Annotated in this window: 20 protein-coding genes; 8 read left to right on the top strand and 12 right to left on the bottom strand. The window is 47.6% G+C overall.

Translation table 11 applies throughout. The annotated features are described in order from the left end of the window. The first annotated feature begins 6 nt into the window (after positions 1-6). Both CIL02_RS02150 and CIL02_RS02145 read left to right on the top strand, forming a co-directional pair. On the top strand, positions 7-1,854 hold the full coding sequence (locus CIL02_RS02150) for a U32 family peptidase (protein ID WP_094398837.1): 1,848 nt from the start codon (positions 7-9) through the stop codon (positions 1,852-1,854). A gap of 44 nt (positions 1,855-1,898) precedes the next feature. Further along, positions 1,899-2,897 carry a beta-carotene 15,15'-monooxygenase gene (locus CIL02_RS02145; protein WP_094398836.1) on the top strand — a complete coding sequence of 333 codons (999 nt, stop codon included), beginning with the start codon at positions 1,899-1,901 and terminating at the stop codon, positions 2,895-2,897. Between the two features lie 232 nt (positions 2,898-3,129). Here the strand turns inward: CIL02_RS02145 and CIL02_RS02140 are convergent, their stop codons facing one another. Next, positions 3,130-5,220: a hypothetical protein gene (locus CIL02_RS02140; RefSeq protein ID WP_141210086.1), complete on the bottom strand. Its 2,091-nt coding sequence runs from the start codon at positions 5,218-5,220 to the stop codon at positions 3,130-3,132. A 273-nt stretch (positions 5,221-5,493) separates the two neighbouring features. On the opposite strand from CIL02_RS02140, the gene mtaB reads away from it, so the two are divergent. Continuing rightward, positions 5,494-6,825 (top strand): tRNA (N(6)-L-threonylcarbamoyladenosine(37)-C(2))-methylthiotransferase MtaB, encoded by a 1,332-nt coding sequence (mtaB, locus tag CIL02_RS02130; RefSeq protein ID WP_094398833.1) that lies wholly within the window; start codon positions 5,494-5,496, stop codon positions 6,823-6,825. Between the two features lie 69 nt (positions 6,826-6,894). Next, entirely contained in the window at positions 6,895-7,911 is a 1,017-nt protein-coding gene (locus CIL02_RS02125) for a glycosyltransferase family 2 protein (RefSeq protein WP_094398832.1), read from the top strand. Here CIL02_RS02125 and CIL02_RS02120 read toward each other — a convergent pair. From CIL02_RS02120 to uvrB, 5 genes are all read right to left on the bottom strand, one after another. Continuing rightward, positions 7,893-8,534: an HD domain-containing protein gene (locus CIL02_RS02120; RefSeq protein ID WP_094398963.1), complete on the bottom strand. Its 642-nt coding sequence runs from the start codon at positions 8,532-8,534 to the stop codon at positions 7,893-7,895. The genes CIL02_RS02125 and CIL02_RS02120 overlap by 19 nt on opposite strands. A gap of 73 nt (positions 8,535-8,607) precedes the next feature. Beyond that, complete coding sequence (gene menA / locus CIL02_RS02115) at positions 8,608-9,567, bottom strand: 1,4-dihydroxy-2-naphthoate octaprenyltransferase (RefSeq protein WP_240513499.1); 960 nt, start codon at positions 9,565-9,567, stop codon at positions 8,608-8,610. 19 nt (positions 9,568-9,586) lie between these two features. Continuing rightward, a complete protein-coding gene (locus CIL02_RS02110; RefSeq protein ID WP_094398831.1) occupies positions 9,587-11,950 on the bottom strand; it encodes a putative porin in 2,364 nt (787 codons plus the stop codon). A gap of 183 nt (positions 11,951-12,133) precedes the next feature. Further along, positions 12,134-12,787 carry a DUF4468 domain-containing protein gene (locus tag CIL02_RS02100; protein ID WP_094398829.1) on the bottom strand — a complete coding sequence of 218 codons (654 nt, stop codon included), beginning with the start codon at positions 12,785-12,787 and terminating at the stop codon, positions 12,134-12,136. 96 nt (positions 12,788-12,883) lie between these two features. Then, positions 12,884-14,920, bottom strand: a complete 2,037-nt coding sequence (uvrB, locus tag CIL02_RS02095; RefSeq protein WP_094398828.1) for an excinuclease ABC subunit UvrB — start codon at positions 14,918-14,920, stop codon at positions 12,884-12,886. A gap of 113 nt (positions 14,921-15,033) precedes the next feature. On the opposite strand from uvrB, the gene CIL02_RS02090 reads away from it, so the two are divergent. The 4 genes from CIL02_RS02090 (at position 15,034) to CIL02_RS16220 (ending at position 17,126) form a co-directional block, all read left to right on the top strand. Further along, on the top strand, positions 15,034-15,861 hold the full coding sequence (locus CIL02_RS02090; protein ID WP_094398827.1) for an outer membrane protein assembly factor BamD: 828 nt from the start codon (positions 15,034-15,036) through the stop codon (positions 15,859-15,861). Positions 15,862-15,878: 17 nt separating this feature from the next. Continuing rightward, the gene (locus CIL02_RS02085) at positions 15,879-16,214 is read left to right on the top strand and encodes a DNA-directed RNA polymerase subunit omega (RefSeq protein WP_094398826.1); all 336 of its coding nucleotides are present in this window, start codon (positions 15,879-15,881) and stop codon (positions 16,212-16,214) included. Between the two features lie 2 nt (positions 16,215-16,216). Next, on the top strand, positions 16,217-16,672 hold the full coding sequence (locus CIL02_RS02080; protein ID WP_094398825.1) for a DUF4293 domain-containing protein: 456 nt from the start codon (positions 16,217-16,219) through the stop codon (positions 16,670-16,672). 304 nt (positions 16,673-16,976) lie between these two features. Further along, the gene (locus CIL02_RS16220; protein WP_206073458.1) at positions 16,977-17,126 is read left to right on the top strand and encodes a hypothetical protein; all 150 of its coding nucleotides are present in this window, start codon (positions 16,977-16,979) and stop codon (positions 17,124-17,126) included. 81 nt (positions 17,127-17,207) lie between these two features. Here CIL02_RS16220 and CIL02_RS02075 read toward each other — a convergent pair whose 3' ends face one another. From CIL02_RS02075 to CIL02_RS16215, 6 genes are all read right to left on the bottom strand, one after another. Next, positions 17,208-18,491: an anti-sigma factor gene (locus CIL02_RS02075; RefSeq protein ID WP_094398824.1), complete on the bottom strand. Its 1,284-nt coding sequence runs from the start codon at positions 18,489-18,491 to the stop codon at positions 17,208-17,210. Positions 18,492-18,511: 20 nt separating this feature from the next. Beyond that, a complete protein-coding gene (locus tag CIL02_RS02070) occupies positions 18,512-19,024 on the bottom strand; it encodes an RNA polymerase sigma factor (protein WP_094398823.1) in 513 nt (170 codons plus the stop codon). 211 nt (positions 19,025-19,235) lie between these two features. After that, positions 19,236-19,508 carry a hypothetical protein gene (locus CIL02_RS02065; RefSeq protein WP_094398822.1) on the bottom strand — a complete coding sequence of 91 codons (273 nt, stop codon included), beginning with the start codon at positions 19,506-19,508 and terminating at the stop codon, positions 19,236-19,238. Continuing rightward, on the bottom strand, positions 19,509-20,597 hold the full coding sequence (locus CIL02_RS02060) for a peroxiredoxin (RefSeq protein ID WP_094398821.1): 1,089 nt from the start codon (positions 20,595-20,597) through the stop codon (positions 19,509-19,511). It abuts the gene before it with no gap. A 16-nt stretch (positions 20,598-20,613) separates the two neighbouring features. Beyond that, the gene (locus CIL02_RS02055; protein ID WP_141210085.1) at positions 20,614-22,200 is read right to left on the bottom strand and encodes a redoxin domain-containing protein; all 1,587 of its coding nucleotides are present in this window, start codon (positions 22,198-22,200) and stop codon (positions 20,614-20,616) included. A 375-nt stretch (positions 22,201-22,575) separates the two neighbouring features. Next, positions 22,576-22,749: a hypothetical protein gene (locus CIL02_RS16215; RefSeq protein ID WP_170934982.1), complete on the bottom strand. Its 174-nt coding sequence runs from the start codon at positions 22,747-22,749 to the stop codon at positions 22,576-22,578. Positions 22,750-23,041 lie beyond the last annotated feature (292 nt).

The following is a 23,041-nucleotide window of genomic DNA, read 5'->3' as shown; positions in this document are numbered from 1 at the left end:
TCATACATGCGAACACTCGAACTTCTGGCTCCGGCAAAGAACCTCGAATGCGGCATCGCTGCCATCGACCATGGTGCCGATGCCGTATATATTGGTGCTGACAGGTTTGGCGCAAGGGCTGCGGCAGGCAACTCCGTAGCCGATATTGCCCGTCTCTGTGAGTACGCCCATCGCTTTGGGGCAAAAGTTTATGTTACGCTCAATACCATAATCTACGACGACGAGTTTGAGGACATCATGTCTACGGCACGCCAGATTGCCGATGCCGGTGCTGACGCAATTCTCGTTCAGGACATGGGACTGGCTGAGGCTTGCCGGGGGCTGTTGCCACTCCATGCCTCTACACAATGCGACACACGCACGGCTGACAAGGCGGCATGGCTGCATCGTCAGGGCATGAGCAGAGTGGTGCTTGCAAGGGAACTGTCATTGGAGGAGATAGCACACATACACAGCGAGGTGCCAGACGTAGAGCTCGAGGCCTTCGTGCATGGTGCCCTGTGCGTGAGCTATTCGGGACTGTGCTACGCCTCGCAGTATTGCTTCAGCCGCAGCGCAAACCGTGGCGAGTGCGCACAGTTCTGCAGGATGAAGTTCGACCTCGTAGATGCTGATGGCAAGGAACTCGTACACCAGCGTCACCTGCTCTCGCTGAAGGATATGTGCCAGATAGACCATCTTGAACAACTCGCTGATGCGGGTGTGTGCTCGTTCAAGATAGAGGGAAGGCTCAAGGATGCCACATACGTTAAGAATGTCGTAGCGGCATACTCGCAACGCCTGGACACCATCATCCGCAAACGGAGCGGTGAGTACAGGCGAGCTGCCGAGGGCAGGGTGGAGCACAGGTTCCAGCCCGACTTGAGAAAGACCTTCAACCGTGGCTTCACCACCTATTTCCTCAACGGACGTCAGCGCGATATTGCCTCTTTTGATACCCCAAAGTCGTTAGGCGAATATGTAGGAAAGGTCAAGGAGATACGAGCAGATAGCCTGACCGTTGCAGGAACGGCCGCATTTGCCAACGGCGACGGCCTGTGCTTCCTGAACAGAACGGGCGAGCTGGAGGGCTTTAGGGTGAACAGGGCTGTCGGCAACAGGTTGTTCCCCTTGCGTATGCCCAAGGAGTTGCGAGCAGGCATGGCCCTTTACCGCAATGCCGACATGGCTTTCGCAAAGCTGTTGTCGGGAGTCTCCGCGGTAAGGCAACTGCCCGTCACCATGTCGCTCGACCTGTCTGATGACGGCTTTGTCCTCTCAATCAATGGTACGGTCAAGGCAACATTGGAAACAGAGCATCAGAAGGCAGACAAGCCACAGGCCGACAACATACGCCGGCAGCTTACGAAGCTGGGTAATACGCCATTCGTGTGCGACGATGTGAGGCTTGGTCCTGGCGTTGCTGACTGTTTCATTCCGTCGAGTGCTCTGTCTGACCTCAGGCGTAGGGCTGTAGACAAACTCATGCATACAGACGTACGATGCGACAAGGCTAATGACAAAGTGCCCGGTGTCTCCAAACCGTCTTCACAAACATACAAGGCGGAAGAGTGGCAGCCAGAATACGGACGGTTCCCCTATACCTATAATATATCTAACGGTCAGGCTACTGATTTCTACATTGCCCACGGAATCTCTAATCCCACTCCAGCCTTCGAGGTCGCACCCTCGCGCTCTCCGCTCATCATGCAGTGCCGTCATTGTCTGCGCTATTCCCTTGGACATTGTGCAAAGCGGGGCGACGTAGTACCGCGATGGCACGAGCCTCTCTTCCTGCGTCTTGCTGATGGCCGCCGCTTCAGGTTGCAGTTCAAGTGCGACGAATGCCAGATGAATATCTTTGCAGAACCATAGTCAGCGCAGATAGCCCCAGTCATTCAACAGAAACACATATCCTCATGTCCATACATATCCGCCCACTCTTTACCCTCGCAGTCTTCGCTCTCTTGCTCGCCTCCTGTTACAACCGTGGCGAGAAAGTCCACGACGCAATGGTGCAGCTCAGCGAGCATCAGATAGACTCACTGTCATTCTTCTCAGAGCATCACTATACCAACAACTTCAACTTTGTGGTGAACTGTGACACCTTGACGCTCTTAAGGCAACAGCCCGAGGAGCTTCTTGCAGCCAACGTGCCGATAGATACTTTTGCTGCCGGGCGTCACTCCGTGCTCGTTGTGGCCGACATAAGGATAGTCCCAAGCGACAGCATCGACTCCGTATGGGTGCAGCTTGCGACGGAACAGTCAGAGTTTGGATGGACACGCGAGTCTGCGCTCATCCCAAACGTGGTGCCTGCTGACACCATATCGCAGTTTATCCTTTTCTTCTCCGACACACACCTCATAATATTCCTTGTCGTCATTGGCGTTATCACCGTCTCCTACTGGATAAGGCACCTTCTTGCATTGAAGGCTCCGATAGTCCACTTCCGCGACATAAACACCTTTTATCCCACACTTCTCACCATCCTCGTGGCAGCGTCGGCAACCTATTACGCACATCTTCAGCTTTTCTATCCGGAGATGTGGCGGCACTTCTACTATCATCCCACCCTCAACCCCTTTGTCCTTCCATTCCAGCTTGGCCTTTTCCTTCTGATGGTATGGATGCTGCTCATAGTGGCTCTTGCAGCCGTTGATGACGTTCGTCATCAGTTGCCATTTGGCGATGCCGTGCTCTATCTCAGCGGCCTGATGGCCGTATGCGCTGCCAACTATATCATCTATAGCATTGCCACATTATATTATATTGGTTACTTCCTGCTCGCAGCCTATGTCTATTTCGCCCTCTACCGTTTCTGGAAATTCAGCCGTATGCCATACAGATGCGGCAAATGTGGAGCGCAGATGCACGACAAGGGCCGATGCCCTATTTGTGGAGCAGAGAACTATTGATGCTCCCCCTTGCGTACTTTCTCGGCTTTAACCAAAAATTCAATAGCTGAAAAAAGGTTTGACCTCATGACCCTTTAGGTTTATTGTCACGTGACCCCAACTAAAAAAACGCAAAGCTTTGCATCCGTCCTCGCAAAGCTTTGCATCCGCCAACGCAAAGCTTTGCATTAGCCAACGCAAAGCATTGCAGAGAGGCTACGCCGATTTTGACGTAGCCTGTCGTAAAAATAAACTATTTGTCCGTTATAGATTGAAATGCAGCATGATAGTTGCGATAAACATGAAGTATTTCCTTCCTGTCGTCATGCGGTAATTTCCATAGTGACTGCTTTCCTGACAGGTGGTCCGAAAGACGTTGCATCACCCTTGTTATTTTCCTGTTGTTTCTCCTTACATCGAGCATGTCAGGCTCAGAGCAAACCTTGTTGTTGGCAGATTTCTCGGAGAGTCTTGACATGAAGCTTCCGAATTGATTGATGAGCAGGGCGAACAGCATATTAAGGTCTTCTCCTTTGGTTGGGATTTCGAATTCCTCACCAAAAGTCTTCGACTTCCATACCTTGAAGAGTTCCATGAATTTCGGATTAGAGGTATCTGCAAGACTACAGATTTCAGAATAGTCATAGTCGTCTTCCTCAAGCCAGAACCACTGGAATGCGAGGTCGGCCTGCAACTGCAAGAGATTCTGTTCCATGTTGTCCATACTGCCGTCAGCTTGTGCCTTGAGGAATAGATGGAAAGCAAACCTTGAGAGCAACTTTGGATAGTCAGACATCTGTTCAAGTTCTGGGATAGAGTCAGCAGGCCATGAATGGGCGATTGCTGCATCATATCCTGCAATACACTCAGTCCAGGCAACATTCATGAAAGGGCCATCGGCAAGCATGTCAAACAAGTTCCTATTGCTCGACTCTGAGATACAGAAAGCCTTGGGATAGACTATTCCGCTGTGGCTGCAGTAGATGAGCACCTTTTGCCAACTGCCTGTTTCCATAGGCAAGGTGTAGATGCCGTCATCACTACGCTGCATGGTAACAGTCTGTGTATTGGTCCATCCTGCCTCAAGCCTCATAGCCTTCAGCTCTAAATCCTCTACTATGACGGTCTTTAGGGCTTTAGATGTAATCTGCCATGATCCACAATTCTCTATCAGGCGGTAGGGGTGGTTAGCGAGATGTATTCTCCATCTCTCATCCTTATGTTTCAGTATGATGTTAGTCCTTGTCTTATTCCAGTTGCCGGCCGTAGGCTCCAGTATTGTACGAATGTTCTCAGCACCCAGGAGCAAGTCGGCAAAGGTACCGCTTGTTGGTATCTCGCCAAGCTTCAGGCTCATATCAGCCATATCCCTTACGGCCAGAGTGTTTCTTTCTGTCAGTTGGTATAGCAATGAGCGGGCAGGCTGCTCGAAGGTTATGGCAAGCCGCTCGTCACTATTCGTCGCTGGCAACTGATAAGTATAATCTTCGATCATAGATACGGGAATGGTAAACTGTCCCTGCCCAATTTCCTCACCATTATGGCATACGGCAAAGCTCTGGAATGGCAGTTCAATCCTTACGGCAAAACTCTTTCTTCCAACCTTCGATGTGAATATGCAGTTTACCGAACGGTCTGAACTCAGGCTGGTTCTTGCCACTTCATATCCCTGCTCTGTTTCCCTGCCTCCTTGTACCTCTACTGTTCCCAGAGGCCAAGAGATGCGGAATGTCACTTTCTTGTCTGTTGTCTCCACAATGTCGATAAGTTTTGCCGGAGACACGCCAAGGTTAAGCATACGGACCGGCTTTACAAAGTCGTCGTCCATAGTCAGGGCTCGTGCATAGATATATCCCAGCGGTGCATCGTCAAGCCACTTGTCTGACTCGGCACGCCTGAACATTATCATCGACATCCTCACAGGCTTATCTTCCTCGCCATCTTGATGCTTGGCAAAACTGACATTGCCATCGAGATAGAGTGGAGTCTTTATGAACGGGCTGACAAGTTCTGGAGAGGGGATAGCAACGGTGGATGACTGATGGCAGCCTGGGAAGAAATCAATATACTCGTCATCCTCATTAGTAAGTCGATAAGGGCCTACGTCAGTCCTCGAAAGATGAATAAGCTTTGCTGTATGTTTGTCACTGGTCGGTACGTCAACAATATCAGTATTGCTGTTTTCCTCCAATATCCATCCATCGGGTATGTATATCCATCCCTCAGTATTACCCATGGCGTTGCCCTCGGCAATGGTTCCATCTGGAGTCAGATGGAAGATGTGGGGCATGGCAGATTCCAAGATGGAGTCTGTAAGAATGTTATCCTTTATAGAGTTGTTCATGTTTGTTGAAATTGTGTTAGATAGAAGCGCTACCACCCCCGTCGCTATGGCAGGTTGGCGCAAAACGGACGCAAAGTTACAAAAAAGAAGGCAAATAAAAGAATACAAAACCTTGTTTCTTTATCCACGAAAGACAAATCTTTAGCTTCTTTAACTCGCAATAATTCGAACAGATGAAAAAAATGACGTAACTTTGCATTTCATTATGTACAATACTATATGTGTAGCTCGCTACTTAGACCATAACAGGTACACATTATTAATAACTAATAGATGATTGACAGTTCTGTTTTTCAAGGCAAAAAAGCCGTTTATCATACCCTGGGATGCAAATTGAATTTCTCGGAGACATCAACCTTTGCCAAATCTTTGGAAGAGATGGGGGTGGTAGAAGCCGGCAAAGATGAGCCTGCTGATATATGTCTTATTAATACATGCTCGGTTACTGAGGTTGCCGACCATAAATGCAGGCAAGCCATACATAAGCTTGTACGCCAGAACCCTAACGCCTTTGTTGTCGTTACAGGATGTTACGCACAGCTTGAGTCAGAGAAGGTAAGCAACATCGAAGGTGTAAACCTCGTGCTCGGCGCCAATGAGAAGGCCAACCTCATACAGTTTCTGTCTGACGCGTGGGGAAAGGAACATCAATACCATTCGGTAAAGACCAAGGAGATAAAGACATTCCAGCCAAGCTGCTCACGTGGCAACCGTACACGCTACTTCCTGAAGGTGCAGGACGGATGCAACTATTTCTGTACCTATTGCACCATTCCCTATGCACGTGGTTTCTCACGCAATCCATCCATCTCGTCACTTGTAGAGCAGGCTACCAAGGCTGCTGGCGAGGGAGGAAAGGAGATTGTGCTGACGGGAGTAAACATTGGGGAGTTTGGCGAAAACTCAGACGAGTCTTTCCTCGACCTCGTAAAGGCTCTTGATAACGTGCGGGGCATAGAACGTTTCCGGATAAGCAGCCTCGAACCTGACCTCATGGGTGATGACCTTATAGAATATTGTGCTGGCTCAAGAGCTTTCATGCCACATTTTCACATACCTCTGCAGAGCGGTAGTGACAAAGTACTTAAGCTCATGCACCGCAGGTACGACAAAGACTTGTTCCGCAGAAAGGTGGAACTAATCAAGAAGCTAATGCCTGATGCCTTCATAGGCGTGGATGTGATGGTAGGGTGCCGTGGTGAGGAGCCAGAACTGTTCGACGAGTGCTACGATTTCCTAAAGTCGCTTGACGTAACACAGTTGCACGTATTCCCATATAGCGAGCGTCCGGGAACACTTGCCTTGAAGATACCATATATCGTCAGCGACACGGAGAAAAAGCGAAGGTCGAAATTGCTTCTCGATCTCTCTGAGGAGAAGCGGCTTGCTTTCTATGAGTCGCATATCGGCACTCTGGCTGATGTGCTCTTTGAAAAGTCAAACAGAGGACGGGCTATGCATGGCTTCACACGCAACTATATCCGAGTGGAGCTGCCGGCATCAATAGCCAGGGAATCCTACGACAATCAGATTATAAAGGTCAGGCTCAAAGGCTTCAATCATGACAAGTCTGCCCTGAAGGCCGAGATACTGGAAACACCATAACACACAGAAGACTATCTATAAAAAATAAGCCACATTTAGGAAACATACATCAATTAAATCAAGAACGCCATGTCTAAAAAAGTCGCAATAGTTATTCTCAACTGGAATGGGTTAAAGATGCTACAGACCTATCTGTCAAACGTCGTTGCCATGTCAGCAGATAGTGCGGACATATGGGTGGCGGACAATTTCTCGACAGACGGCTCTATGGAGTGGGTTGTCAATAACCATCCTGAGGTGAGAACCATACAGCTTGACAAGAACTATGGTTTTGCAGAGGGATACAACAGGGCTTTAAGGGATATTGACACGCAATACATGGTGTTGCTAAACTCTGACGTGGAGGTTACGGAGGGATGGCTTACACCCTTGGTGAGACTCATGGATGAGAATAAGGACGTAGCGGCATGTCAGCCAAAGCTTTTGGCCATGCACGACACGAACTCTTTTGAGTATGCAGGAGCATCAGGTGGCTTTATTGACAGATATGGCTATCCCTTCTGCCGGGGAAGGCTGATGGAAACAATAGAGAAGGACCATGGGCAATACGACGATGCCACGGAAGTGCATTGGGCTACCGGTGCATGCCTGATGGTAAGGAAAGACGTATACTGGAAAGTTGGAGGCTTGGATGGAAGGTTCTTTGCCCACAACGAGGAGATAGACCTATGCTGGCGAATGAGGCTTATGGGGTATAGGATTATGGTTGAGCCGTCGAGCAAGGTATACCATGTTGGCGGAGGAACATTGCCAAAGGGAAATCCTATGAAGACTTACCTGAACTTCAGGAACAACCTTACCATGCTGTATAAGAATCTGCCTGAGAAGGAACTTGGAAGGGTGATGAGAGTCAGATGGTGGCTCGACTATATTGCCGCCACAAAAATGCTTCTCATTGAGCATAATGCCGGAGACTTCAAGGCTGTTTTTAGGGCACGTCGTGATTTCAACAATTGGAAACACGACTTCGATTCAGACAGGTTGCAGAATATCGGGGACAAGAAGGATGCCGCATTACTGAAACCTTATTCCCTCTTATGGCAATATTATGCCAAGGGCATAAGGCGCTATTCAGACTTACCCTGAAGAAGCTTGTCGTAGATGGCATCGAAGCGTTGCCTTAGCAGGGACTTGTTTGCGATTACCTCGCGCAGGCTTTTCAGCTTATTCTCATTGGGTGAATGTGGAATCCAAAGCTTTATGTACCCGTTGATGGAATATTTCTCCTCCATGTGTGTGACGAAGCGTTTCCATTGCCATTCCTTGTCCTTGTCGGGACTTTTCTCCATTCCATACTCTATGGCACGTGTGAAGACCACTTCCTCGTCGATGTCGCGGTCGGCTTCTGCAACAATCTTTCCATAGATATTGCGTGGCGTGTGTGATGCTGAGGCACGATGGTCCTCTACAGCCTCACGCATAATCTTTATCTGTTCTGGAGAGAACCATCTCTTGAGCCTGGCATCCATAGCCAATATCCTCCCACCTGTAATGTGATGTATGGCTCTTGGCCCATCCATACCCAGGTCATGGTATGCCGCTATTGTATACGCCATGTTGATATCGACACCAAGCTGCCGTGCCAGAACGATGCTGTTCTTGATGACGCGGGTGACATGGAAAAGGCCATGGCTCTTTCCGAAACTGGCATATCGGGGCAGAATCTGCTGGTCGATAAACTCCATAAGCGACAGGTCTATTTGCTGAATCATGACTCTGTATATGTTGGGTTTGTTCTTTTATTATTATTGTACATAGACGAGATACAGGTAGTACCTGAATCTAAAGGAATGCCGTGAAGACATAGGCCAAGGCCGTAATCAGTCCAAACAGGAATATGTTGCGTGCGGTCTTTCCAAGAAGCTTGTTAAGCTCACGTTTATCCTTGTTCTCACGCATGGATCTTGAAGTCAGTCCATGCAGTCTTCCGTAGATGCCAACAAGAGCGACTACACTTAGCAGCAGCAAATACCTGCTTTCGCATACAGCATCATATAGCCAGCAGGCAGAGACAAGAAAAACACTAAGATACCCTATCAAAAGGTACAATCTAAGTGAGAGTGGCTCGCCAAGCCTTACGACAAGTGTTATCTTGCCGGCCTTCCTGTCGTTATCTATGTCACGGTAGTTGTTTACTATGAGCAGGGTGTCTATGACTAGACCACAGGCTATGGATACTGTCAGGCTCTCGCACGTCACTGGTTGTCCTGCGCCACCCAGACAAAGATAACGGGTGACACAAACGGGAACTAATCCAAAGAATACCAGTACCAGCAGGTCGCCCATACCAAGGTATGAGAGTTTAGTGGTATAAAGGAAAGCAAAGACTACACACAGCAAACCGACAACAATCATGGAAATACCGCCATAAAATATTAATGGCAGACCAGTCAGACAAGCCAAAAGGGTAGTAATGGCTATTCCCATTCTCATAGCTTCAAGACTTATCCATCCTTCGGCACAGGCTCTTTTCGGTCCGAGACGTGTCTCATCGTCGTTTCCACGCACACAGTCAAAGTAGTCGTTTATGAAATTGGCATCTATCTGCATAAGGAAAGCAAACAAGACACACAGCAAGGCAGGCACGGGCATGAACCCCGCCATCTGTGTATCGTTGACAGCAAGAGATATGCCAAGCATCACGGGGACTGCCGCACCAGACAAGGTCTTTGGACGTGCAGCCAATAGCCAGGCCTGCATGGAATTGCGTCTAACCTCTATGTTATCGTCGTTGATACGCATAGTCATAAAAAGTATAGTATCAGTTAAAGAAGTTCCAGCTCACTCCAAACCTGAATATCCTCTCGTTGAGCGGATAGTGTGGTGTGAAGAAATAGTCGGCCTTTCCGTTGCCGGCATTGATGTGGCTCATCATTACGAAGAAACGGGTGTGCTTAAGATGGAAGTTTATGTATGCGTTGACAACAGGATAGTTGCCAACCTCAGTACGATGGTTTCCTGTCTGCACAGCATATTGTCCCATCAGTGGACTGTAGTCAGGAGCGTAGTATTTCGTGAAGAACCTCATGTCGGCACCCAGGTCACACTTAAGCACCTTGGCTATCTTGAAGCGGAGATACAGATTTGTATATATGTTCAGAGATGGTACAGGCAAAACACTCTCCTTAGTAGACTTCTGCCATGTGATGACATTCTCCCAGTTGAGCGGACCAAGTGTAAGGTCCTGGCATAGTGACGCCGTGACAAGAGTTACTGCATCGCTCTCTTGGTTAACAGATACATATGTGCCTGTTCTGCTGAAATCATCATGTATGGTATAGCCCTGTCCGAAATAAGTCAGGTTCTTGATTTCGTCAACGGCCACCCTAAGGGTTGTCCTTGTCTTCTTGTAGCCGAACAGTCCCTGTATTCTTGTGTGTACGATGGCATCAAGGTCATCATAGTCCCACCAGAGATGTTTCGAGTGATAATGTCGGAAATAGAACGTAGGATTGGTGCGATGGAAAAATCCGCTTGCTGCGAGCGTTACCGTATCGCCAAACAATGGGAAGTTGAGGTCGGCGGTAGCATCAATCTTTACGTTGCCTGCGTCCTCGCCGGCAAGCACAATCTCGCCAAGGGCATTGTAATGGAAGGTCTTGCCTTGGGTCTTGATAAGCTGGCCTCCCACACTTATGTTATTCTCGTTGTACTTGGCAGTACCAGCGACGTCGGGCAGGGTGAAATGTCTGAGCTCATGGGCTGCAAACACCTTCAGGCCTGCCTTGGCCCATTTGTTGAAACCTTCAAGAAGCGATATAGCGAATGTGTTTCTGAGGCTTAGCAGGTTTGTCTTGTCGTAAATAGAGTCACCAGAAAACTTCTCATCCACGTCGTATGTGTTTGCATAAAAATCATCTGGAGTCTCATAAGCCTGATAGATACGCTTGTAGTTGTTCAGCTCTGCCGTATGTATGAAACTTGTTACTGGCACATACTCGTCCTTGAGCCATGACGTATCCTCCTTGGCTGTTGACGAGGCTGCAAGTATGGAGTCTGCGGCAGCTTTTCCGTTAACGGCTATGCGGTCTAACTCGCCAGTCGGTTGTCCGGCCGCCAGTAGGGTAGAGTCTGCTGTCAAAAGACTGTCGGCTGGTTGGACGGCCTTAACAACCTTTGCATTATCTGGTCTGCCAGCAAAGTTGTCCTGAACAGCTGGTTCGTCATCATCAGTGTCCTCGTCTCCGTTCTTTTTCTCACGTGCCTTTTGCTGGGCTTTTCGTTCCTCGGCCTCTTTCTGTGAGGAGATGGCAAACTTTCGTGCCTCTATCTCTTCCTTCGTCATAGGTACCTTACGCGTGAACCCCACGCTGTATCTATGGGTGAAGAACAGATGCTGGTTGTCGTTTCTGTTCCAGTTGCGGTCAAGGTTGACGGGTATCTCTGAGGTAGAGAAGTTCTCATTAAACAATTCAGGATGCTTTACGTAGTCATCGTTGGTGATACCGCCATTCTCTGTAACTTTCTGATGAAGAGTAGAGAATAGTACATGTGCCTGGTATCTGTCTCCAAGGTAAGACGCATGCATGGAGTAGTTGAAGTGAGAAGTGCTCTGGTTCTGATAATATCCACGCCCATAGATATAGTCAAACTTGAAGCCTGCACCAAGCTTCTTCCCTGCGTTAACGGCATACTTGGCCGTGAAATGGTCCTCACCATTTGTCCTGTTGCCGGCCGTGTTGTAGCTAAGGTTTGTGAAAGGTGAGAGAGTATTGGTGAAATGGTATTTCTCTACAGGGGTAAGAACGAAGTCATATGGCTGGGTGAAGATAAACTGGTCTGCCTCCTGGCGGTCGATAAATATTCGTGCTATGCGCGGAGCTCCAAGGTTGCCAGTGGTGTTATACTCCCCGCGCAGTCCCGTAGTGAAGATGCTGTTCATATACATGTGGGAGACAGTATCAGGCTCTGCACGCCTGATATCTCCAAACATCTTGTCTACCGTCCACACATACATGCCCTTGGGAATTTTCTTGTCAGAGCCAAGAGAGTCCTTCGGGTTTCTTGCTCCTCCGCCCCTTGAAGTAATGTTTCCGCTCTCGTCCATCTGACTGAAAGTACGGTCCTGAGCCTGTACTGCGACACATGCCGAAAGCAGCAACAACATTGAGAGTGCTTTATTCATTAACGGAGAAATCGTAATATACATTCTACAAACTTGAATACCATTCCCACTATAATGACAATGGTGCCAACCGTATGGTTGGAGAAATAATATACGGCCATGCCCGCAACGGCAAATATAATGAAAATTACGTTCAGCCAATTGCGAGCTTTCAAGAACCTGTCGTTGCTGCGGTCTAAGTTATTATCTAAGAGCATTTGTTATGGTTTCAAAAATGTTGTCCTTGCGATCAATGGTTTTCTTGCGGAACTTGCCGGAATACTTTGCCAGCTTGTCCTTCTTCTTGTTCAATCCCTGTTCGTCGGTAATCCATTCTTCTGCAACAACCTCTATACCGTCGTTGATGCCGCGCTCAAGCTCATACTGATAGCTTATTCTAAACAGCTTCACGTTTACATGTCCGTCTGTGGCCTGGGCTATAATGGTGTAGTTGAATACCGTGCGGTCAAGGGATAGAGCCGAATTGCGGAATACGAGCCATTCCTTGTAGCGTGCGGCTATAGTGTGCTCGCCCTTGTTGACAATGGCAATCTTGCTCTCCTTGAACTGGTTCTCCTCCTTTGTCATATTATCAAGAACGCCATAAAGGATATCATAAATCTCCTGGGCCGTTTTCCCTTTTACATCCATGTCGAGGGTAAACGTCACCTTACCGTCAACAACAGGAACGGCACCAGACAGATACTTGGGGTCCTCGACTTTCTTCTTGGTCTCAAAGAGAGCCTTGCGCTTGGTGGTGTCTCTTACCTCTGTTTTCTGTGTTGGAACCTCCCAGGTATTCTGTGCAAAAGACAGAGTCGGGCATAGGAGCATTATTGCAATAATAGTTTTTTTCATCTTAAATAACTGATTTAGATATTAATTTCATGCAAAAGTAATAAATTATGTGTTATTACATACTGATTAAGCAATTTTTAACCAAACAAATTGCAGTTATTCTTTCTCGTCGAGCAGTTTCTGCAATCGTAGCATCTCATCACGGTACTGGGCAGCCTGCATGAAGTCGAGTTGTTTGGCAGCTTCCTTCATTAGGGCAGCTGTGTTCTCTATGCTCTTTCTAAGTTCTGCAGCCGACATCTTTCTAATAATCGGGTCGGCAGCAAAGGCACCGTCACCAGGTCCCTGATATGCTGTCGTAGAGTAGGGGGACGATTGTTTTTGTTGCGTAGATTTCGCAGCACCTGCCAGTCCACCCTTTATGGATTTCTCTATCTGCTGTGGTGTGATGTTGTGTTCCTCGTTGTATTTCAGCTGAATGGTACGCCGTCTGAGTGTCTCGTCGATGGTCTTGCGCATGCTCTCTGTAATGGTGTCGGCATACATAATTACCTTACCATTGACATTTCGTGCAGCACGGCCAGCGGTCTGCGTAAGGCTGCGGTGACTCCTTAGGAAACCTTCCTTGTCGGCATCCAGTATGGCCACAAGAGATACTTCGGGCAAGTCGAGACCTTCACGCAGAAGATTGACTCCTACGAGCACATCGAAGACTCCAGATCTCAGGTCGTTCATTATCTTAACCCTGTCAAGCGTAGCCACGTCACTATGTATATAGTTCGCCTTCACGTCGTGGTTTAGCAGATATTCCGTAAGTTCCTCAGCCATACGCTTGGTAAGAGTGGTAACAAGAGTGCGCTCATTCCTGTTTGTACGCGTGAGAATCTCGTCCATAAGGTCATCAATCTGGTTGGCAGACGGACGTACCACTATCTCTGGGTCAAGTAGTCCGGTGGGTCGTATCAGTTGCTCTACAATAACCCCCTCGGCCTCCTGAAGCTCATAGTCGGCCGGTGTAGCGGAAACATAGATTATCTGATTTATCATCTCATGGAACTCCTCAAATCTCAATGGTCTGTTGTCGAAGGCTGCGGGCAAACGGAAGCCATATTCAACAAGATTCTGCTTACGTGCCCTGTCGCCTCCATACATGGCGTTAATCTGAGGAACGCTCACGTGACTCTCATCTACAACAAGCAGATAGTCGGAAGGGAAGAAATCAAGAAGACAATAAGGTCTCTGGCCAGGCTCACGCCCGTCAAAATACCTGGAATAATTCTCTATTCCCGAACAATGACCCAGTTCCTTTATCATCTCCATGTCATATTCCACGCGTTCCTTTATCCTCTGCGCCTTGATATTGTCACCAAGTTCCGTGAAGAAGTCTATCTGCTTGACGAGGTCGTCCTGTATCATTCTTATGCCACGCTCGGTCTGTTCCTTTGTTGTCACGAAGAGGTTTGCCGGGTAAATCTGATAACTCTCAAACTTGGCTATTCGTTTCATGGTCACTGCATCCACCTCTTCTATTGAGTCAATCTCGTCATCCCACCAGCATACTTTCAGAACGTTGTCGCTATAGGCCATGGCTATGTTTACGGTATCTCCCTTAACGGAGAAGTTCCCGCGTTCCAGGGCTACATCGTTTCTTATGTAGAGTGCAGACACCAGCATGCGCAAAAAATCATTACGGTTAAGCTTCTGTCCGCATTTGATCCGAATGATGCTCTCGTTCATTGCAGTAGGCCCCCCCATACCGTAAATGCACGAAACAGAAGATACAACTATTACATCTTTACGTCCTGACAATAAAGCACTTACTGCACCCAAACGGAGTTTGTCTATTTCCTCGTTTATAGCCAAATCTTTTTCTATATATATATCCCTTGACGGAATATATGCTTCTGGCTGATAATAGTCATAATATGATACATAATATTCGACAGCATTTTCGGGGAAAAAGTCTCTCATCTCTTCATACAACTGTGCAGCCAACGTTTTGTTGTGGCTGAGTATCAGAGTAGGCTTGCCAACATTCGCTATGACATTGGCTATGGTAAAGGTCTTGCCTGAGCCAGTAACGCCAAGCAGCACCTGCGCTGGAACACCTTCCCGCACACCATCGGTAAGTTGCTGGATAGCTTGCGGCTGATCACCAGTTGGCTTATATTTAGATGTTAGTTTGAAATCCATAACGCAAAATTACTAATTTTCCATTATTTATAGTCATTTTTTGCTAAAAAACATGTAACAAGCTTTGATAATAAAGGAAATATGTGTAATTTTGCATGTCAATTTAAAAATATATGAGGAAAACCATCATTTACGCGTTCTCATCCTTGCTGTTGTTCAGCAGTTGTGCACACGAGTTCAATCAGGTGTACAAGTGCGATAACTTCCATTATAAGTATGAATTTGCCAAGGAGTGCTTCGCCAAAGGTCAATATACAAGAGCTGTAACCCTGCTTCAGGAGCTTATCACTCTGGAAAAAGGAACAGAGAATGCAGAGGAAAGCCTGTACATGCTTGCCATGGCCGAGTACTGCAACAAGGACTATGAGACTGCATCAGAGTATTTCAAGAAATATTATTCAAGCTATCCACGCGGACAATATGCCGAAATGGCGAAGTTCCATGTAGGCCAGAGTCTATACATGAGCACGCCAGAGCCAAGGCTTGACCAGTCTATGACTGTATCGGCCATAAATTCGTTTCAGGAGTTTCTCGACCTTTTCCCAGATTCCAAACTCAAACCAAAAGCACAGCAAAGGCTCTTTGATCTTCAGGACAAGCTCGTACTGAAGGAACTGTATTCTGCACAGCTGTACTTTGATCTTGGCCCGTACTTCGGCAACTGCAATGGCGGAGGCGACAACAACTATGAGGCTTGCATAATTACAGCACAGAACGCACTAAAGGACTACCCTTATACTAATATGCGTGAGGAGTTTGCCGTTCTTATCATGAAGAGCAAGTTTGAACTGGCTCAACAGAGCGTGGAGGAAAAGAAATTGGAGAGGTTTCAGGATGCAGAAGACGAGTGCTACGGCTTCATCAATGAATACCCAGACTCCAAGGAGAGAGCTACGGCAGAGAAATACATAAAGAAATGTAAACAAGTAACTAAGGATTAATTTAATATTGAACATAAATGGATTACAAAAAATCTAAGGCACCGACAAACACCGTTACGCGCAACATTCTTGACTTGTGCGAGGAAACAGGCAACATCTACGAGAGCGTTGCCATTATCTCCAAGAGGGCTAACCAGATTTCAACAGAAATCAAGCAGGACTTGAACAAAAAGCTTGCAGAGTTTGCATCATACAACGACTCGCTGGAGGAAGTGTTCGAGAACCGTGAGCAGATAGAAATCTCCAGATATTACGAGAAATTGCCAAAGCCATCACTTCTTGCTACAGAGGAATTCATAGAGGGTAACGTTTACTGGCGTGACCCATCAAAAGAAACCCAAGAGGAGTATTAAGGATGTTGCAACGTAAACAGACCTTGTTCCTGCTATGCGTGATGATACTCTCGTTTGTGGGAGTGCTCTTGCCATTGGGAACAATAGAACCCGAAGGAATGGGTGTTGGCGATATGGTCTACAACATTTGTATCAGAAAAGGTGATGGTGGCATGTCATTATCAGTATTGCCATTATTTATCCTTGATGTACTTGTATTCGTCATCTCGCTTCTCACCATATTTCTCTACAAGAACAGATTGTTACAAGCAAAATTGTGCATCAGTTGCATCTTGCTCCTTGTAGTATGGTATGCATACCTGATATATTGCTGGACAAGCATATTCTCTGTATCAGGTACTTTCCATGTAGGCTTCTCCTCTTTGCTGCCACTCATCAACATTATCTTGTGTTGGATGGCAAGGCATGGGATAATGAGTGATGAGAAACTTGTAAGAAGCATGGACCGTATAAGGTAAGCTATTCATACACATATTATATATATGTAGTCAATCAAAAATTTGTGCCGGACAGATATAGTAATCTGCTCCGGCACTTATAATTTCATAACAAAACTACCCACATTAAGCGTTAAACTGTAAACATCAAACTTTCATCTTTCACCAAATCTCTTGGTAGAAGTATCACCTTTAGCCGCTTATACCATTTCTTATTGGAGTTCCTGACATTGAATTCAGAGTGACCGCTAATGATATAGTAGTATGCGGAATATTCATCCATAATCTCAAAAAAGCCCGTTTTATGCGCGGGCATTTCTCGTTGATGGCGTTATCCAGAGGATTGACCAGATGGGCAACAGTAGCCTCTATCTTGCTATCATCCATCAGACGTGCCGACCATGAAGTCCACGACATTGCCGAGGGCAGATACGATGGGCGAATACAGAAGTACCAGCAAGGACTTACTAGATAGGTTAATGTTACAAAGAACCTCCCCGTTACTTGCAGTAGCAAGCAAACGGAGAGGTATGCTTATTGGTACTGGTGCGATTAACTATAGCCCGCCATCAGCTACCCAGATATGCTTTTCGTTATCGTTTCTGATTGCGATGTGCTTCTGCTCTTGTTTCCCATCGGGATGCGTCAAGGTGTAGAACACATAGGTGCCAACATAATCACCATCGCGACGTTCTTTGAATTCTGAGACTTTACATCCTTTCATATTCTCGCTCAGCGCGGGTAGTTCGCTCTTATAATTTATAAGTGCTTCACTGGCTTGGCTGTTGTCGGCGCTGATGATGGCTTGGAGTATGCGCTGGGCGGCTTGTGTAGCAGTCTCATTTTGGAGTTTACAGAGTCTGTCATCGGCTGTCGAAGATGTCATTTCTGTTACATCCGTCCATTGAGTGTCTGGGATTTGAATGAGATTGGCACGACTCATCATGACGTTATATTGGATATTATCGATATGAAGCAGGAGGGTCTTCTGGCCATCATTGACAACCCAGAACTTGACAAAGCGCAGCAGCCCGTCGTTTTTTGTGAATACATTCTCCACTTCCACCTCACAATCCCCCATCTTGCCAGTCTCAAGCAGTTGTTGCAGGTCGCTGTTTTTCTCTGTTCCCTTGAATGTCAAGGTGATGGTTGAATCACTTTCTGTACGCATCACTTCGTTCTTCTTGGAAAAATCGATGGCAGATTTCTGCATAGTCAGCAGACGCTCGGGGTAGATCAGGTTGATAAAGTATTCTAGGAAATTGGCAGCACGAGGCCCTTTTACGTAGCGCGCGTTAGGAACCCACATATATTGGTCCTGGCCGTCGAATACGATAACACGCCCATTCTGCTTCTCTACACGATAGAACACGCTGTCATTCTGTCTCAGGAGTCCGATGTCTATTCTCACGAAGTCGGCTTTTGGGTCGAAATAAGCAAAGTTTTCATTGGACGTTGTGCGGGCATAGACTGCCATTTGGAAACTGCCCACATTCTGCACACTTTTAATCCACTGCTCAAAGAGTTGGCCGCGTGGAGTCTCGGCCACAGAGGATGTGGAGAAAAGGTGGCTCCAACCGATAAAGAATCCCAGGAGGAACACTGCGGCGGCAGCGATGGGGCGCCAGAGATGGTTCTGCTTACGGGCTGGTCTGCTGATAGATGGTTGGGCAGATGTCTCCTGTGGTTGTAAGGCATTAAACGCTTCGGCCAGTTCTTCATAATAGGCCTTACATTCGGGACACTCAGCCATGTGTGCCTTACATTCTGCCTGCGTCTGCATGTCGATTGTGGTATCAAAAAGGTCAACCACCTTATCTTTAAATTCCTTGCAATTCATAGTCAATGTACTTTTTAATGTTAATGATTCGTTTGTTTCATTGCCTTGCGGATTTTCTCCAGTCCGTAGAGAAAACGAGATTTCACCGTGGGCAGGGGTAGAGAAAGAATCTCGGCTACATCAGCAAAGCTGTTGTTTCCATAGATTCGAAGACGTATGACCTCGGCCTGTTCCTCTGGGATTTCCACAAGTAGCCTGGCAATTCGTTGGTAGTCCGATTCGTCGTTTTCCGTTGTGAGATCTGCTATGTCAAGGCGAGCGTCCAAGGGTATTGTCCTGAGTTTTCCCAACGCAGTAAGTCGTGAGGAACACAAGTTAGAGAGTACACGAAAGATATAGTTGCGCCAGTCTCTCACTTCAACGCTCTTCTCATCAGAGAATTTTGAGCTGATTTTGAGGAAGGCATCTTGCAGCGCATCTTTCGCATCGTCTGTATCACCAAGACGGTAGCAGGCATACCTCATCAAGTGCGGTTGCTCCTGTTGAAAGTGTTCAGCGATTTCTTTCATTTTGATGTCGTTTTCTGTATTCATTATCTTTACGTTTTTGAGATGCATCTGATATAAAGACTCTAAAAGTCCGAAAAAGATTTAAATGAAAGACATTTTTTTAAAAGAAGGGCGAGAATGTACACAATTTCCATCCTCGCCCACCTTGTATAATTGTGCCTATCGCCACAGCGGCTCATTCTCCCACCCACGGGGAAGCTCCATCATTAAAACACGTCTCAGAACCGCCCTCGCCCTATCCCATTCGTTGAATCTCGTTTAGATAGAAGAATCCCTCGGGATGTGTCTTTTTAAGTTTGTTGAGTTTGGTAGGCATAGGGAGTTGAAGAGCCTGTGATGCCAACATACCTATATCGTCAGGTGTATAGTGTCGTATCTCGTTAATTCCATTCTCCAAAAGTCGGCTGAGGTAAACTACTTTGGCTGCATTGCCGATGGCAGATACGATGGGCGAATAGAGAAGTTCCAGCAAGGGATTTACGAGATAGGGTGTTGGTATTTTGAACAACTACTCACCGAAAATCTCCACAAGTTTCGCTTTTAATTCGTTCACACTGTTGAGTACAGAGATGATGGTGCCGTCGCGGTCGATGAGGAACAGGGCACTGTTGGCGGTGCCGTGCTTCTTGAACATTCCGAACTCGTCATCGAGGTCAACGAGGCAGGGCCAGGGGAAGGCGTGACGCTCGACGGCTTTGCGCATGGCATCGGTGGATTTGAATTCGTGGGCGAGGCTGAACACGTTCAGACCACGATTGCGGTACTCGTTGTAGATGGGGATGATGTCACAGGCGTCGCGGATGCAGGGCGAGCACCACGAGGCCCAGCAAATGACGAGCGTCAACTTATTCTTGTAGTATTCAGAGGCGCGGACTTGCTGCCCGTCTATTGTGCGCACATCGTAGTCGTTGTACTTTCGTCCGCAAATCTGATAACCCACAGCCTCTTGCTCGGCGATACGCTGATGCACGGGGTGGTCAGGATAGAGCGTGGGGTATTGGCGGTGGTAAATGTCAAGCATAGCGGCAAGGCCCGTGTCATTGAAATGAAAGCCCTTGAGCCGCCCGTCGAGTTCGAACAGGAAACCAAGCATCGGGTGGGTCTTATAATAGTCGAGTGTCCATTGATGATATTCGTTTTCTAGTTCCGCCATCGCCGCATCATCGTTCTCGTCCAATTTCTCATAGGCTGGCATGAACTTCGCTTCAGCCTCTTGTTCCATAGCGTGCCATGCTTGGTATTCCTTGCCTGTAGATTGGATGTCGAACTTGTCGCCGTCGAGCCGGATGGTAACAGTTGCGCCGTCCTCTGAGAAGAACACTTCCGAGCGGAGGGTCATGCCCTTCTCCATCACCTCGCCGAAGTCCACGATGTGCCAGCGCTCTATCTGTGCGTCCTCCACGTCGCACTCAAAGCGTCCGTTCTTTACCACTGATCGCAATGTACTGTTCTTCGGGTCTTCGCCGTCGCGGTATATCCTCAGTTCTACGGACGTTGTCCCTTCGGCCACCGTGCCGACGACGTGGCATTTCACTTGCGCCTGCCCCGCCATTGCGACGAGGGCAAGCAGTGCGGTGATGATGGTTTGCTTGTTCATATTTGTTTCGTTTTTTTTATTTCCTTTCCTCCAGCAACTGCTCAACGGTCTTGTCGTCACGGCGGTTGCCGTTCTTGTCGAAGAGGACGACAAAGGGGATGCCTGTGAACTGGAACTTCTCCTTCAGATAGCCCCATTCGGTGGGCGTGATGTGGATATGCTCGCCTTGGATGTTGTTGGGTTCGAGGAACGGGCGGCACTTCTCGGGCGTGTCGTCGGTGATGTAGAGGTATTTGACGGGCTTGTCCTTGTTGGCCTCCACCTCGTCGCGCATCTGGAGCATCGTGGCACGGCATGGGCCGCACGACATTTCCCAGAAATCGATGTAGAGCACGTTGCCCTTGTACGGCTCGACGATGCGCTGGAAAATAGAGTCGCCCTTGGTCATCGGCTTCTGCTCTATGGCCTTCACCTCGTTTTCCTTAATGAAGTCGCGATAGGTGAGTACGGCGCGACGAATCAGTTCGGGGTGAGTAATGACGGCCATTGTGGCAGCAAAGTCATCAGCAATAACATCATATTGGTCATTGTTCCATTTTGTGGAGCTGAAGATGTTGCGAAGTTGGCATACCTGTGCACTGAAGTCTGTGGGGCTGAGGTATAGCTTGTCTTGCAGTTCGTTCATCGCGTTTCTTCTGAACTCGCGTCGGAAGGTGTGTTTTCCCTGTAATTTGGTCTCGGCAATCTTGGGGTCGTACTCGAAGGGAATATATTCTAACACTCCGCCTGCATACAATGGACGCATAACAGTATACTCAACATAATTGAAAAAGAATTCATTACCAGCAATCATCAGCAACGGATTGTCGAGCAGATATTTCTCGCGAGGCGCTACGAAGCTGAAGAACTGCTGCCAATAAGCCGCTCTGTCTATGTTTTCCATATCCGTAAGCATGTAGTAGTGGCAAATATGCTCCAAATGTTGTGAGATAATATATGTGCGCAGGATGTCAGATGCCAAAGGTGAGCAGCCTTCAAGTTCTGGCAGTCCAGCGTTGATTTGGCGGGTGACATCATCAAGACAAGCCACCTGTACATCCCTCCACGTCATGAGCGAGTCAGGCCCCTTCTCGTGTATGTTGTCTCTCGCAGGGAAATCGCAATATGTTGTTCTTATGTTGTTAATGAGTCGGCTCACCTCGCCACTAACGCCCGTGCCGTCGAGGATGATGCCCTCTTCGCGGCTGGGCTTCGTCGTGTCCATCGTCACGTCCACCGTGTCGCCCGGACAGGCATAGACCTCGGTCAGCGGATAGACGAGCACGAACATCGGGTAAGGCACGTGCAGTTTCATCGAGAATGCGCCGTCGGCCTTGATGTCGAACAGCGTGGTTTCCTCCTTTCTGACGATATAGTCGCGCATGATGGCCATGATTCTGCCCTCCATGCTCTTGATGATTTGCGGGTCATTTGCAACGATGCGCCCCCTGATGAAGACCTCGCCGCCGTGGAGCCGGTACTCGCTCACCTCGGCGCTCGGGTAGTTCACCAGTTGCGGCACCTCCACCGTCTTCACTTTCTTCTTCGCCTCCACGCCGACGGGTGCCATGATGAGGGCGAGCAGTGCGGTGATGATCGTTTTTTTATTACATAAAATGCTCACGATCGGCCATCTGCAAACAAGTTTGCTTGGCTCTCTCTTAATCGCATTTTTCATTGTTCTTTTCGTTTATATTTGTCCTTACTATTATTAACCCTGTTCACACGGAAATATGGCCTCCGAGGCCGTTAAATTTTCCTAATCAGAAAAGAAATGGCGTGAAACTGATTCCGCATCGGTTTCTGAGGCATCGCCAAACGCCTTACGCCCAGATACAAGTATCAGCTCACGCAATCTTGCGTGAGCATCAACTTATATCATCCTTGGGCGTTCCTTATTTGGCGAATTTCAGAAACCAAGAATCAAAAAGTCAACGCTTCCTTATGTCGTTCTATGTTATGTCCTATCCACTCATGTTCTACTTACTTGATAGTGTTATTATTCTTCTTTTGGAAGTGGCCGTATTTCAGCATCCTTACTTTCGATAGGCTTGATATAGTCGGAGGCACTTTCGGAGGATATTACAGTCCGACCAAGTTGACGCTCCAAATCATCGCGGGTGTTCTTCGCAATCTGACCTCCTGCTTGTGCAGCCTGACGACTCTCACTCATACCTTGCGTCTGTCGCTGGCGGGCAATTTCTGTTGTTGCAACTTCTGCAAGGGTATTATAATATATTATTCTTGAAGTATATTATTAACTGAAGTGGGTGAAATAGTTTGCCAAAGGATATGAATACGTTTGCAACCCTGATAAGGTTAATAACCTTACGGCTGAAAGGTTAATAACCTTACGCCCGAAAGGTTATTAACCTTATCGGCAATGATATATATATGCATAGACCACGCAACAATATATTGTCACTCGAGATATAGCATGAACCGCAAATATGAATACGCCACAG

The sequence above is a fragment of the Prevotella sp. P3-122 genome (assembly GCF_002251365.1).
Classification (GTDB): Bacteria; Bacteroidota; Bacteroidia; order Bacteroidales; family Bacteroidaceae; genus Prevotella.
This window is presented reverse-complemented; position numbering and strand designations above follow the sequence as displayed.

Bases quoted from the DNA above. Each gene is read 5' to 3' on its own strand.
- CIL02_RS02080 (WP_094398825.1), top strand. From the start codon at position 16,217: ATGTTGCAACGTAAACAGACCTTGTTCCTGCTATGCGTGATGATACTC.
- CIL02_RS02100 (WP_094398829.1), bottom strand. From the start codon at position 12,787: ATGAAAAAAACTATTATTGCAATAATGCTCCTATGCCCGACTCTGTCT.
- CIL02_RS02140 (WP_141210086.1), bottom strand. From the start codon at position 5,220: ATGAACAACTCTATAAAGGATAACATTCTTACAGACTCCATCTTGGAA.
- CIL02_RS16215 (WP_170934982.1), bottom strand. From the start codon at position 22,749: ATGAGTGAGAGTCGTCAGGCTGCACAAGCAGGAGGTCAGATTGCGAAG.
- menA (WP_240513499.1), bottom strand. From the start codon at position 9,567: ATGCGTATCAACGACGATAACATAGAGGTTAGACGCAATTCCATGCAG.
- mtaB (WP_094398833.1), top strand. From the start codon at position 5,494: ATGATTGACAGTTCTGTTTTTCAAGGCAAAAAAGCCGTTTATCATACC.
- CIL02_RS02085 (WP_094398826.1), top strand. From the start codon at position 15,879: ATGGATTACAAAAAATCTAAGGCACCGACAAACACCGTTACGCGCAAC.
- CIL02_RS02060 (WP_094398821.1), bottom strand. From the start codon at position 20,597: ATGAACAAGCAAACCATCATCACCGCACTGCTTGCCCTCGTCGCAATG.
- CIL02_RS02070 (WP_094398823.1), bottom strand. From the start codon at position 19,024: ATGAATACAGAAAACGACATCAAAATGAAAGAAATCGCTGAACACTTT.
- CIL02_RS02090 (WP_094398827.1), top strand. From the start codon at position 15,034: ATGAGGAAAACCATCATTTACGCGTTCTCATCCTTGCTGTTGTTCAGC.
- CIL02_RS02075 (WP_094398824.1), bottom strand. From the start codon at position 18,491: ATGAATTGCAAGGAATTTAAAGATAAGGTGGTTGACCTTTTTGATACC.
- CIL02_RS02110 (WP_094398831.1), bottom strand. From the start codon at position 11,950: ATGAATAAAGCACTCTCAATGTTGTTGCTGCTTTCGGCATGTGTCGCA.
- uvrB (WP_094398828.1), bottom strand. From the start codon at position 14,920: ATGGATTTCAAACTAACATCTAAATATAAGCCAACTGGTGATCAGCCG.
- CIL02_RS16220 (WP_206073458.1), top strand. From the start codon at position 16,977: ATGGCGTTATCCAGAGGATTGACCAGATGGGCAACAGTAGCCTCTATC.
- CIL02_RS02150 (WP_094398837.1), top strand. From the start codon at position 7: ATGCGAACACTCGAACTTCTGGCTCCGGCAAAGAACCTCGAATGCGGC.
- CIL02_RS02125 (WP_094398832.1), top strand. From the start codon at position 6,895: ATGTCTAAAAAAGTCGCAATAGTTATTCTCAACTGGAATGGGTTAAAG.
- CIL02_RS02145 (WP_094398836.1), top strand. From the start codon at position 1,899: ATGTCCATACATATCCGCCCACTCTTTACCCTCGCAGTCTTCGCTCTC.